At 43.4% G+C, this 13,655-nt stretch carries 9 protein-coding genes; 2 read left to right on the top strand and 7 right to left on the bottom strand.

The features are described 5' to 3' along the window. Positions 1-18: 18 nt before the first annotated feature. Genes BB427_RS08255 through BB427_RS08240 form a run of 4 tightly spaced genes read right to left on the bottom strand, consistent with a single transcriptional unit; the run spans position 19 to position 7,101 of the window. Positions 19-885 (bottom strand): peptidylprolyl isomerase, encoded by an 867-nt coding sequence (locus BB427_RS08255; protein WP_069020210.1) that lies wholly within the window; start codon positions 883-885, stop codon positions 19-21. A 2-nt stretch (positions 886-887) separates the two neighbouring features. Further along, on the bottom strand, positions 888-1,709 hold the full coding sequence (locus BB427_RS08250; RefSeq protein ID WP_069020208.1) for a transporter substrate-binding domain-containing protein: 822 nt from the start codon (positions 1,707-1,709) through the stop codon (positions 888-890). After that, positions 1,706-5,365 (bottom strand): autotransporter assembly complex protein TamB, encoded by a 3,660-nt coding sequence (tamB, locus tag BB427_RS08245; RefSeq protein ID WP_069020206.1) that lies wholly within the window; start codon positions 5,363-5,365, stop codon positions 1,706-1,708. The genes BB427_RS08250 and tamB overlap by 4 nt, the downstream gene beginning before the upstream one ends. Further along, complete coding sequence (locus BB427_RS08240) at positions 5,365-7,101, bottom strand: autotransporter assembly complex protein TamA (RefSeq protein WP_069020204.1); 1,737 nt, start codon at positions 7,099-7,101, stop codon at positions 5,365-5,367. The genes tamB and BB427_RS08240 overlap by 1 nt, the downstream gene beginning before the upstream one ends. Before the next feature lie 239 nt (positions 7,102-7,340). Between BB427_RS08240 and BB427_RS08235 the strand changes: the two genes are divergently transcribed. Next, entirely contained in the window at positions 7,341-7,673 is a 333-nt protein-coding gene (locus tag BB427_RS08235) for a ribonuclease E inhibitor RraB (RefSeq protein WP_039496902.1), read from the top strand. Between the two features lie 35 nt (positions 7,674-7,708). Here BB427_RS08235 and BB427_RS08230 read toward each other — a convergent pair whose 3' ends face one another. From BB427_RS08230 to pyrC, 3 genes are all read right to left on the bottom strand, one after another. Next, on the bottom strand, positions 7,709-9,451 hold the full coding sequence (locus BB427_RS08230) for a DEAD/DEAH box helicase family protein (protein WP_045989729.1): 1,743 nt from the start codon (positions 9,449-9,451) through the stop codon (positions 7,709-7,711). Positions 9,452-9,562: 111 nt separating this feature from the next. Then, positions 9,563-9,868: an H-NS histone family protein gene (locus tag BB427_RS08225; RefSeq protein ID WP_045989728.1), complete on the bottom strand. Its 306-nt coding sequence runs from the start codon at positions 9,866-9,868 to the stop codon at positions 9,563-9,565. A gap of 149 nt (positions 9,869-10,017) precedes the next feature. Beyond that, positions 10,018-11,073: a dihydroorotase gene (pyrC, locus tag BB427_RS08220; protein ID WP_069020202.1), complete on the bottom strand. Its 1,056-nt coding sequence runs from the start codon at positions 11,071-11,073 to the stop codon at positions 10,018-10,020. Between the two features lie 185 nt (positions 11,074-11,258). Between pyrC and BB427_RS08215 the strand changes: the two genes are divergently transcribed. Continuing rightward, positions 11,259-13,619 carry a bifunctional diguanylate cyclase/phosphodiesterase gene (locus tag BB427_RS08215; protein ID WP_069020200.1) on the top strand — a complete coding sequence of 787 codons (2,361 nt, stop codon included), beginning with the start codon at positions 11,259-11,261 and terminating at the stop codon, positions 13,617-13,619. Positions 13,620-13,655 lie beyond the last annotated feature (36 nt).

Genomic DNA, 13,655 nt, shown 5'->3' with positions numbered 1-13,655 from the left:
ATCCGCAGCTCAGGTTATTTATTCCCCTGTCGCGTCTTCCATTTCAACTGGGACGGGGACCGAACATATGTCGGTGTGATTTGGTGTATCAACAAACCAATCTCCCGCTCTATTTTTACGCGCAGCAATTAGCGACTCAAAAGTCGGTGTATTTGTCTTTAGCCTTTTAAAAGAAGGTGCACCTTTTACATCAGCAAGTACCGTAACCCCTTTGATAACATTGAACGCTTGTCCCGCAACAGGTTTACGATCTAGGTGCTGAACATGCTCCATTCCCGATAACAACTGTCCAAACACGGTGGTGTTTTTGTCTAGGTATCGCTGCGGCGTCAACGTGATGTAAAACTCGGTACCACCACTATTAACATCGTTGATTCTGGCCATAGCAAACGAACCAACGCAGTGTGTCATCCAGGTTTTGGTTCCAGCTTCATTTTGTCCTACGGCAAAACCATTTAAAAATCCGGTACGTGGCGCGTAGCCGTCCACAGCATCTAGCGATGTGATCTTCAAGGTTGAATCCGAGTGATGATAAAACTCGGCGGCAATCGCCTTTTTTCCTTTTTGCGGCACTTTCTTGTCCAACATATCGCCGCCTTGGGCCACAAAGTTTTCCACAAACCTATACATACTCAAATTAGTGTAAAACCCCTCTCGCGCTAACGCTTTAATATTTGCCACATGATTAGGCGCAAGTTCAGGGTTAAGCGCGATATAGACCGGTCCTGTTTGTAATTCTATTTTAAGAATATTTTCAGGGTCCAGCTGCTGCCAGTCGCTGCTTTTGGCCTCAGCAACGACTTCCGATGGTGACTTTGTATAAGGTTTTGCTAAGACAGGGGATGTACTTATGGCAAGCGCAATAAGTAGTAAGGTTTTTTTCATTATTATTTTCCTTGTTTATACCAATAAAATGGCACCTCCAACGGCGCACTGGGTGGCAGGTTTGGATTGTCTAATTCTATGACTGTTTTGTTTTTCAGATCTAGCTTTTCAAGACGAGCGGAAAAGTGTTTTAAGAATAACGCCTCAAATCGGCCATCTTGCAGTGCGCTTTTGAGGCCTTTCTCAATTTGGCTATGGAGCAACGGATTGTCGTAAGAAACAAAAAAGTATACCGCCGAAGGGTAGTAAAACACCACGTGCTGATCTGCGACCAAGTCCGTGTCACTCAGTGCAGCTTCAATACTCACTAAATCGCTTGGCAACACATCAAAACGTTTTTTCAACAGCATGTCGTAACCACTATCTTCTTGTGAAAAAGAAGTCACACTGAGGCCATTACGCTCAAAAATCTGATGGTCTGGCCAATCTCTGCGTAAACCAAAAGTAACTCGGCGCAAGTCGCCAATGTAGCGTACTCCACTCAGTAAGGCTTGATTATGTTTGTGCACTAAAGGAATGCGATAACCCAAAATCCCTTTCACTAGGGGAATGCGAATTGCGCTCGCGGCCTTTTCGCGCTGTGAGTTAGTCACTAACCAGCTGACATCCAGTCCCCCTTTTTCTCCAAGTAGGCGCACCGCTCTGTCTTGAGAAGGAATACTTCTCACTGATACGAGCCTTGATGACTCTACCTGGTAAGACAGAGCTAAAGTAAGCAACTCTATAATGTAAGGATCAGCACCTGCGCTAATTCTAATTTCCGTCGTTTCTTGTGCTTTGAGAGGAAATATCACAAAACCTAGAGCGAGCCAGAGCAGTTTCATTTGTCATCCCAATCAAACTTGTATAAGAAGTCTATACTGTTGTACAAACCGCTCGTGGCTTCAACATAAAACTTCGAAAAAACACGATAGCGCAGCGCAATTTCATTGATAGACTCAAATACCCCAACCCGATAGCTGACCTGAACATTGGGGGTGATATAGCCAGACACTTCAACTTGTGTATCGTCACCACTGCCTTTTGCTGATAGGTTAACATCCGAAAGTCCAAGCGATTCCCCCGCCTTACTAAAGAACCCTTCACTGCGGTCAATTCCCTGTGAGAGTAAAAACTGCGTGAGTAGCGCATTGTTAGAGGTTTCTGACTCCCCTAAAGGCTGACCGTTAAGTAGGTATGACAGTGCCTTAGCTTGGTCCATTGCTGGCTCTGAAAACACAGTCAAACGCGGCTTAGCAATATTGCCCGTGAGCTCAACACCCGCTATTACATCATTGGCGGTTGTCGCTGGATTTCGAATAGCTCGAATGTTCAAATAAGGTTTATCTAATGCGCCATTGAAGCCAATTTGTCCTGTGCGGATCAACAAGTCTTGGCCAAATGCACGGTATTTCCCCTCTCGCAATTGCAACTCTCCCGTTGCTAACATTGGCGACTCAACTTGCTTATCAATTTCGATTGCACCGGTAACAAAGCTATCTAGCCCAAGCGCCTTCACCCTAAAGTTATCTTTAACGGTCAGTTTTAAATCTATTTCATGTTGAACTGGCACCGACATCTGCTTTTGCACCTTAGCATCAACAATGACTTCATCGTCGCTTGGCGAGGTGACTCCCGCAGGTAGAGATTCAATGTTTACTCGGCCAAACGGCACCACAATTTCTCCGAGTACACGCGCAATCTTATCTTTATAGGCAAGTGTTAAATCCGGGCTTGCGGTTAGTTCAATCTGTGAGTCTGGTTGCACATAAATATTTTCGCCCTTTATTTTGACTTCAGCAGAGAGCTCGGGCGACCAATAAGCTTCGCCAGTGAGTGCCACCTTGCCACCTTTAGCTGCAGTTAACTCAGCCTCTAGTTGAGCGGAAGTGGTATTAAAATCAAGATTGATGTGGCCTTTATCGATTTCCACAGGCAAAGAGTCAGAAGACATAAATAAGCGCTGAGCGGTTATTTTACCGTTCACCTCTGGGGCTGCGAGACTACCTGAGATATTTATATCCCCTAACACTTCCCCTTGCAGGTCAAAACTTTGTTCCGTTACTCGGTTTAGTAGCGCTGACAACTTAGCCAGCTCAATTGACTCTATTTTTACGTTACCAGCTAATTGTGGGGATTGTTTATCTAACGGCACACGTGTATCACCACTGAACTTACCTAAGGTATCGGAGGTCATGCGCCAATCAGCGTGAATTTGCTTGTTATTGGTTTTTAATAATGCTTTAAATTCAGAAATTGAAAATGTCTGCCCATGAGTCGTAATGCCGGCATCAACAATGTTCAGCTCGCCATCGGCTCGCGTTACTTGGCCGTTTTGCCACGCAAGTTTAGCCACGGCCTGAGTTTCACCTGTTATTTTGAGCTCTGCTGGCAACCAAGTTTGTAGTTTAGCCAGTGCCAATTTCTCCAGTTTAACATCGGCCTGCCCTTGTGTGCCTTGTTGCTCGGCTGCAAAACACAAATCGGTATCACCCATCTGCCAACACTGCTTTGCAATGCGCTGACTGACATCACTGATCACGATTGCGGCTGGACTTTGCAATGCAATTGTTTGCCCTTGAGAAGTTACCTCACCAGACGACAATTCTCCCTGCCAAGTTGACTGCTGCATCTTGCCATTGATTTCAAAGCTTGCAACCACTCGCTTATCACGAATATCCAATGTCGCGTTATGTTGCTGCTGGTTGCCTTTCACAGCTAAATGAATGTCTTCAACCATTTCAGAGTCAACAATCAAACGGTCTAGTGCCAGTTTAATTTGCCCAGTCACTTCATTGGCAATATCAACCGTGCCTTTCGTCGTTAAGCCATGTAGTGCTATATTCTGGTAGCGCACAGAATCAAACTTAATATCGGTCTGAATCCTCGGCTTGAGGTGGTCGCCCTGAACAAAGATTTCGCCACTGCCCTTTAAGTCGGCTGGAATAAGCGTATTTGCCGCCTGCTCAAACTGAAAGTCAATATCGAGATCTAACTGCTGACCAAGCTCACCGCTTACCGTCAGGCTATTTTTGCCATAATTCAGGCGTGCATGGCTAAACTCGCCGAGTAGGCTCTCATCCACAACGACCTTAACGTCCGCATTAAGTGGTGTACCCGCTACTTTACCATCGAGCTTAAAGCGCTCAACATTAACCTGCCACTGCTCACCTCGACTGATAAAATCAAGCGCAAATTGCCCTGCCAGCATATCGTTTTCCGTCAGGCCAGCATCGTATTGCACTAGCCCTAGCAATCTATCGACTGGTAGCTGAGAAAAGTCCCCGTTCACTTTACCCTTCACCCCTTGCGACCAGTTCACTTGTCCTGCTATTTGCGCTTGCGCTTTTTCAAGCTGAAGCTTTGCTTTAGCGAGTGAAAACGCTTGTAGTCCACCTTGCCCTTCAAGTGTCGCGGTAACATCACCAAATTGCACAGTATTAACAGCGATTGAGCCTGACAAATGGTATTTTGAGGCATCCCCGCTCAAGCCGAGTGTGGCACCTTTTAAAGTCGTGGGCTCTGAAGGAATAACTAATTTATCTATTTGACCCTGTAACTCAAAAGGCCAGTTTGTCGCTGTTAAATCCGCATGGGCTTGCAGTTTTGCAAACGCCATACCCTCGCTATTCAAAGTAAGCGTAAGATCGTGAGGGCGACCCGCCAGTGTTAAACTGGCTAACCCTTGTGGCGCACTCAAGGTTGACCTCAGATCAATCGTCCAGTCGTTAAGCAAGACTTCTGCCGCTGCTGATATAAACCATTCTTTATAGTTAAGCTGAACCTGCTCCACGTCTACATTTTCAGCCACTACAACTTGAGAAAGCTTGATATTCTCAAGCGTCTGCTCATCTATCGCGAGGTTGTTAATCTTTAACTCGCCGAGCTCAGCGGTTAGCGGCAGGTCTATCTTAGGTATTTGGAGTGGCGCTAATGCATTAAGTGGTGCTGGCGATTTTGCAGGCACGGGCTGATCGGTTGCCTTTGTAGTCAACTTTACGCTGTCTAACAGCAAAAATGGGATATTAAAATGTGAGTCAGAACCTGAGAGCTGCGTGTCTAAGCCTTGCAATTGCACTGTAATATCCGGCGTTTCCAACGAAAATTGCTGAACTTGCGCACGCTTTATTGCAATTGGCAGTGGTAACTCAACTTGGCCACTTTCCGTAGTTTCCGCTTCGCTGACACTTTTCTGTTTTTGTACAATCGCGATCGTTTGTGCGTCAAGCGCAATGCAAACGCTGGCACAAGTCAACCACTCAACAGTAACTTTGGTGTCTCTAAGGCGAATATCGATATCGTCATTGTGATAACGCAACGTAAGATTGGCGCCAGATAATAAGCGCTTGTCTAAGCCATCGATTTCTAACCCTGAAACCGTTTTATTCGCTACCCAAACCAGTAACTTTTGCCCAGGCAAGGTAAAGCATAAACAAACCAACAGTAAAAATAGGCTAATAATGGCAGTAATGATTTTGATTCTTAAGCTTCTGAACTGCATTAGATTTCAGGTCCTATAACAATACTAAGACGGGTGCTTTTACTTTCTTTGGTCAACCCCCAAGCATGATCGAGCCGGATTGGACCAACGGGGGTTAAATAACGAAAACCAAACCCGGCTCCAACTTCCCAAGCGTCTGAGAAATCGTTCGTTGCAGTACCCGCATCAACAAACAAAGCGGCTCGCCAACTTGGGTGGAATTGATAGTTATATTCCACTGTGCCAGTGGCTAAATATCTGCCACCAAGTATGCGCCCTTCGTCATCGCGAGGACCGATAGATTCATAGGCAAAACCACGGATACTTTGATCTCCCCCAGCAAGGAAACGATGGGTAAACGGAATTTGGTCAATATCCTTTGTCACGATCGCCCCTAAGTCTAAGCGACCAAAAAACAAGTGCTTGGTTTCAAAGCTTCTTAGCCATTCATTGTTCCATCTCACTTTCAACATATTTGCAGACGATAGTACAGAATCTGCTGCGGCTTCAATGGAGATCAGGCGCTCATTACCCCAATACGGTAGCGCGCCACCTTTACTTTCTTTCTTTAAGTAGCTAATGCCAGGGATCAACATTTCCGTGCGCTGCTTTTCGCCTAACTGTTCCGTGGTTTCGTGTTCACGTTTCAAAAACGCCGTTCTCACCCACTCGTCATCCGTTAGCCATTGTCGCTGTACCTGTATGTTCCAAATCCGACTGTTGATCCCTTCCGTTACTTCATCCTGCACCTTATAACCGCCTAACACACGCCACAAATCGTCGTTAGGATTGTCTACAGGAATGGTATAACTGGCAGTGATATCTTGTTGCTTTTGCGACAGCCTCAGATTGGACTCAAAGGAATGGCCATCCTCGGTGATCCAAGGTTTAGTCCACTTAAAACGGGTTTTTGCACCCACATCATCACTGTAGCCAGCACCCACTTCAAAGCTATTTGCGGGTTTGTCTTCAACACTCACTCGAACTGGGATCTGATCGCTCGTCCGGTCCTTTAACAGCGGATAAACCTTTATTGCACTAAAATAAGGAGTGGCATTTAAAGACAGATTAAAATCGGACAAAAGGCTCGCTTCAAACGGCTGCCCTTTCGAAAATGGGCTTAGCGAACGTATATAGTTAGCCGCTTTGGTGTTTCCCTCAATAGCAAGGTCGCCAAATTGATAACGTTTACCAGTGTTGAGCAGCAGTCGCACGCCAGCATAGCGATTCGCTTTGTGAACAAGCAATTTGGACTCTTGCCATTGATAATCAAAATATCCAAGTTCTAGTAGCTCGCTTTCAAAGCGACTTTTCGTTGCCTGATAATCACTATGATTGACTTGCTTGCCAACTTGGATCGGCACATCTTTGATAAGCGAAACTAAATCCGCATTGTCCCTACCCGCACCCACAAGCTCAATATTAATATCTTTCCATTTCAGAGGTGCTTCAAGTTTGACTTCGGCTATGACGTTTTGCCCTTCTCCACTGAGTTGAATATCAAAATGATAATAGCCTAAAGCATGCAAAGCGCGACGTATGTCCGCACGCACCTCTTTCATCACCCGAGGAATTTTTGGCTTACCTTTGTAAGATTTTAAAAAACCAGTGATGTTGTCTTCTACGTCGCCGTTTTCGACTTTGACTTCAATGTTTGAGATTTTTACTGATGCAGGACGAGACTCAGCACCTGCGTTAAACGAGGAAAAGCAGCACAAAAAAAGCGCTAGTGTTAAACAAGAGAAATACGGCTTCATTAAAATAAAACGACCTAAATATCGCGACTTATGGGCATCGATAACGCCATTGTGCTTGTGAAAATTGATACTGTAAAACGACTTTTCAGAGAAAGTGCAATTTTACTGAGCTTAAGCTGAACATAGGGTGTATTTTGTTGTAACGCAGTGGGTTTTATCGCACATTTATTTACATTCATCCTTTTTATTTTCTTGAAGATGACGGACAATAGCAGCAATTGAACCTGCAGAGTGAAATTATGCAATTCCCAAATGATGATAACGGTGAGCTTCTAGCTGAGATTGCCGCTGCTGGCGTTGATCTGACGCAAATGCAGAATATCGATTTTTATATTCTTTTCGAGCAAGCTGATGATGCTAAGCGTTTCATTGGCGCGATTGAGAAAGACGAATTAGCACCGAAAACCCAGTTACAACAATGTCCTGACACAGGCGTTTGGGAAGTGATCACCACGGTGACTATGGTCCCGATGCACGAGCTACTGAGTCAGACTGAGCAATACCTAGAAAGCATAGCCAATGGTTATGAAGGATATGGTGATGGCTGGGGCTTAATGGCCTCGGAAGAATAAACCGCCACAGAAAATCCGATTTTTATACAGAAAGGCTAACTTTTGTCAGCCTTTCTGTAGCTACCTTGATAATCAAACAACTTTTCAGAAACCTGCCAACCAAACTTCTTGTGTAATTTAGCAATCACGAAATCCGGTGCAATCAAATCAGTATCTATCACTTCTTCAGCTGACTGCCATTTTGCAGGTGCCGACGTAGATTTTCGCCGCTTTGCAAATTGCTGGTGGAATATAAATAGACTCTTTTGATTAGAAAAGTCATAGACTTCACTACAACTTGCCCCATCCTCATCAAAGTAAGTAATTTTTAATTTATTGCCACTGAGCACTTCGCCACATAGTCCGCTGCAGCGTAGCACCATTGCATGTTTTAAATTCAGTGCTGCACGCAACTTATCATCTGGGTCTGCCATTATTCCGCCGCACTGATGGCATTGCCTTGCAGCAATATCATTTTCTGCACCGCATTGCTCACACTCTTTAAACTTAAAACGATAATCACATTGCTGTGAGTGACCTTCATCGTCTTCAAGTAACCCCTGACAGCGCCTGCCAAAATGCTCTATTAGCTTGCCTTGCTCGTCTACCTTGCCCCAGAAAATATTGGCAAAGCCACAACCTGGACACAGCACCTGTACGGGCTCATTGTCTGAATTTGGCTTTTTACTTCCCACTTCAGGTGCAAATAAGTCAAAGTCGTTGCCTGCATAATCAATGACAAAACAGTCTTCCTTGTTTTCGTCTAACCTAAGTCCTCTGCCTACAATCTGCTGATAGAGGCTCACGGACTCCGTGGGTCTCAAGATAGCGATAACATCAACATGGGGCGCGTCAAACCCGGTAGTCAGCACAGAAACATTCACTAAATACTTAATTTCTCTATTTTTGAACTGGACGATAAGTGCATCTCTCTCGGCAGATTTGGTTTCACCCGTGATCAGTGCACTATATTGCTTAGGTAAATAGCCGAGAATTTCTTTTGCATGCATAACCGTCGCGGCAAAAATCATTACTCCCGCCCTATTTTCACTGAGCGCCAGTAAATGAGTGATAATGCTCTTTGTTGCACGAGTTTGTGCTTGTAATAATGTATTCATATCAGATTCTGAATAACGTCCAAATGAATCTGTACTTAAACTAGAAAAATCATAATTCTCAACGGCAGGATCAATTTTATTAGGCGGCGTCAGATACGAATTTTTTATCATATATCTAAGTGGTAATTCGTAAATACACTGCTTAAATGGTGATTCAGCTTTTCCTCTAACAAAACCGTGATAGTGCTTATGATATATCCACCCCATCCCCAAACGATAAGGTGTTGCTGTTAAGCCCAGTAACTTTAGTTCAGGATTAAACTGAGCCAGCTGGTTTAAAATTTGCTGATACTGACTATTATCTTCCCCACTCACTCGGTGACATTCGTCAATGATAACTAATGAATAAAATTGATTGAGTTGTGATAAGTTTCGAGACAATGACTGCACACTGGCAAAAGTCACCTGGTGCTGTAACGACTTTTCTTTTAATCCAGCAGAAAAAATACTCGCTTGTAATCCATAACTTTTATATTTTTGTGCATTTTGCTCTACGAGCTCTTTAACATGAGTCAATACTAATATTTTGTGCTTCGCAAGCCGTGCAAGCTCCGCGATCACTAGGCTCTTTCCGGCGCCTGTAGGTAACACAATGACAGCTGACTCGCTTGATTTGCGAAAGTGATTCAGCGTATTTTGTACCGCTTCTTGTTGGTAAGGTCTTAAAACGTAAATAAGCACCTCAGGATATAAATAATTAAGTCAAAAAAGGCGTATCCATAAGATACGCCTTTTATTTAGGCTATTTAAAAAAGCTGTTCAATACCGAACAACTTTCATAATAAAGTCTTGTTAGATTAGATAATCATCTAGGTTAACACCTTGGAATACTTTAGGTGTTTTACCACGGCCAGTCCACTCAATTACTTCACCGTCTTTTTCAATACGGTATTTTGCTTTTACTTTAGAACGACGGTCAGCTGGCGTAGTGCCTACTAAATCATCAAGCGTAAGTCCTTTTTCTTTCAGCATAGCCAATACTTCTTCTTTAGCTTGCTGTTGTTCCTTTTGCTCGTCCAGTGCTCTTTGAATAAGCTCTAACGCTTTTTCCAAATCACCGTAGCTTGCATTTTTAATAAAAGACTTGATCTCACGCATTGATACTCTCTCAATTAAGCTTAGTTTTAATATTTATATTGAATACTATATTAAAATTAATAAAAAACAAATTGCATTCTATGAATTTTAATTTTGTTACGAAAAAAGCGCCATAATGGCGCTTTTTAGTTAGAATTAAGAAGATTTAATTACATTTTGTTTAAATCTTCTTCAACTTTCCAATCAATTGTCGACCCAGCTTTGATTGGCACAACCGTCCCTTCACCTAATTTGTATGTATCAGGCACTTGCCAAGGAGACTTAGTCAACGTAATGGTATCCGTATTGCGCGGTAAGTCATAAAAGTCCGGACCAAAGTGACTCGCAAAACCTTCTAACTTATCAAGCGCATTCGCATCTTCAAATGCCTCTGCATATAGCTCAATTGCGGCATGTGCAGTGTATGCACCGGCACAGCCACATGCAGCTTCTTTTTTATCTTTCGCATGAGGGGCTGAGTCTGTGCCCAAGAAGAATTTTTTACTTCCGCTTGTCGCCGCTTCAATTAACGCCTGTTGATGCGTATTACGCTTTAAGATAGGTAAGCAATAATAGTGAGGACGAATGCCACCAGCCAACATATGATTGCGGTTATAAAGCAAATGATGAGCTGTGATAGTTGCAGCAACGTTGTCAGGCGCTTGATTAACAAAATCAACTGCGTCTTTTGTTGTGATATGTTCGAGTACAATTTTTAACGTTGGGAAGTTATCAACGACTTTGGACAGTTTTGTCTCAAGGAATACTTTTTCTCTATCAAAGATATCAATAGAAGAGTCCGTCACTTCACCGTGCACGAGTAGCAACATGCCAACTTCTTGCATCGCTTCGAGCGCTGGATATACATTTTCAATATCCGTTACACCCGATGCTGAGTTTGTCGTTGCACCGGCTGGATATAATTTAGCAGCAACAATATGACCAGTTGCTTTCGCTTTTTTGATTTCTTCAGGAGTCGTGTTATCGGTAAGATATAACACCATTAGAGGCTGAAAGTTACCTTGAGGATTAGCGGCCATAATGCGGTCACGATAAGCCAAAGCAGTCTCTGTACAAGTTGCTGGTGGTACAAGGTTTGGCATGATAATCGCGCGGCCCATATAGCGACTAATATCTCTTACCGTGTCGACCAAGACATCACCATCACGTAGGTGCACATGCCAATCATCTGGTCGTGTAATCGTTAGCGTTTGTTTGCTCGTCATTGCTCTCTTCCACTGCTGAATTTGCCCGATCATAGGCTGCACATGGGTGTTAGTAAAGTTTTTCAGGCCAACCGCAGATTATTTCATTTTGTAAGTTTACTTTTAGATCGTTTTCATTTTTCACAATATTGGTAAATATGTACATTTTAAGTTAACTTAGTAGCATCTTTTCATGAGAAATATGTATGCTATCTGAGAACCAAAAATTAGAATCAAAAACTGAGCAGCTTAGCATCATCAACCAGTTTTCTTCGTCGCTGCTGCATCTAACCAAACTTGACGAATTATTTGAATACGTTACAACACAGGTCGTTAATCGACTGGGGTTTGTAGATTGTGTTATCTATCTCGCTGATCCTTATCAAGAGTATCTAGAAGTCGCTGCAAGTATGGGCGTTTCCCATGCTAATGGGGATTATCGTGTTGAACAAACCAAGATAAAGATTGGTTCAGGTATTACCGGGCAAGTCGCAACGACGAGAGAGCACTTTATTTCTGGAAACGTCGCCGCTCACCCCATGTATATTGCTGACTTACGACCAGCGATGTCAGAGCTTTGTGTACCTCTGGAGTATGATGGTTACTTAATCGGTGTGATTGACTGTGAGCATCCAGAGGCCGATTATTTTACCTCCGCGCATTTACAAATACTATCGACGGTCGCACATCTGCTCAGTGCCAAAATCCATCAGCTACGTACCTTAGAAAACCTCCAAACCACGATTGCCCAGTTACACCAAGCACAGAATTTAGAAAAGTCCCTGCTTAAAATTGCGAACATCACTTACCGCTTCGAGAACCTTGAGGCTTTTTATGATGACTTATATAAAATCATTGCCTCTCAGCTTTGCGCCGAGAACTTCTTTATCGGTCTTTATGATACTCAACAGGATATTTTAGAAATCGATTATTTGATTGAGGGAGGCGAAAAATGTAATGCACACCAAAAAGTATCAAAAGATCAGATTAAGCATACTGCATCCTACTATATTCTGAAGAACCAACGACCACTGCTGTGTGATAACGATCAATTTAGAATGCACATTACTCGGGGTGATTTTAAAATGGTGGGTCGCTCGCCACGCTCTTGGTTAGGCGTACCATTTTTGGTTAATGATCAATATCAGGGCGTGATTGTGCTGCAAAGCTACAATAACGACCAAGCTTTCGTGAATCATGATTTATCTATTTTGACTTATATAAGTCGTCAAGTCAGCATGGCCATAGACCGGCAGCTTTCAAGGCAGGCGCTAGAGCATAGAGCCTTACACGACGATTTAACGGGTCTTGCCAATCGTTATTTATTGTTAGAGCGGATCAAACATGCCATTTTGAGGCTAGCGCGAGTGGAGTCCTCTAATTTGCACTGCTTGATCTATCTCGATTTGGACAGATTTAAAAGCATTAATGACTCACTTGGACACGATGTCGGCGACCATTTCTTGATTGCTATTGTCGAGATGATAAATGGCTGTATTCGCAAAACCGACACCTTTGCACGGCTCGGGGGTGATGAGTTTGCGATTTTTATGGAAAATGTCCAAGACAGGCAACAAGTCACTCTGCTGCTTGATAGGATCACCACGGCTATAACCAAGCCCCTTCATATAGATGGTCATGTTCTGCAAGCGTCTGGCAGTATTGGCGTTGCGTTCACAGATAACGAATCCGATAGCGCTATTAATTTACTGCAGCAAGCAGATGCCGCCATGTACGAAGCAAAATCTTCGGGTCGGGGTCAAGTCTGCTATTTTAATAATGCCATGCGCAAGCGCCTAAAACAGCAAGCAGATATTGAAAATGATCTGCAACATGGCATAAAAAACAATGAATTTGCGCTGTATTATCAACCGATATTTTCTCTCACGACTGGCGCTATTGTGAGCTTTGAAGCCCTCGTCCGTTGGTTTCACCCCAAAAACGGGCTTGTTTCTCCAGATGCTTTTATTCCAATTGCAGAGCAAACCGGACAGATCATTGAGCTTGACTTACATTTGTTGGAATTGGCAGCCAAACAACTCAAACGCTGGAAAGCGCAAAAGCTGCCGAAGACTCGTGTTACCGTAAATGTGTCATCGCGACATTTCGCAAGCTTAGAGTTCGTAGATACAATTCAGCAACTTTATCATCATTATGAGCTTACACCTGGCTCTTTATGTTTGGAAATCACAGAATCTGGATTAATAGCAAACTTAGCTCTCGCAACCAAAATTATTCAAGGATTAGAATCCCTTGGAGTGAAGCTTTATCTTGACGACTTTGGCACTGGCTACTCTGCTTTAGGTTATTTGCACCAGCTCCCCATTCATGTGCTTAAAATTGATAAGAGCTTTATTGACCAACTAACTGAAAGAGAAAACCCGCTAGTTGATGCGATTTTGAAGCTTGCACAATCACTTAACCTGACCGTTGTCGCTGAAGGTATTGAGCTCGAAACCCAGTGGCAGCTATTAAAGCAAAAAGGCTGTCAGTTTGGCCAAGGTTATATTGTTTCTAAACCACTCGCCGCAGATCAAGCGATGGCATTTTTACTGAGTAGAAACTAGCAAATACCTCATTGTTTATAAACAATGAGGTATTTA

This window comes from Pseudoalteromonas sp. BMB, assembly GCF_001709235.1.
GTDB lineage: Bacteria > Pseudomonadota > Gammaproteobacteria > Enterobacterales > Alteromonadaceae > Pseudoalteromonas > Pseudoalteromonas maricaloris.
Note: the sequence above shows the minus strand (reverse complement) of the source record. Positions and strands in the feature narration are given on the sequence as shown.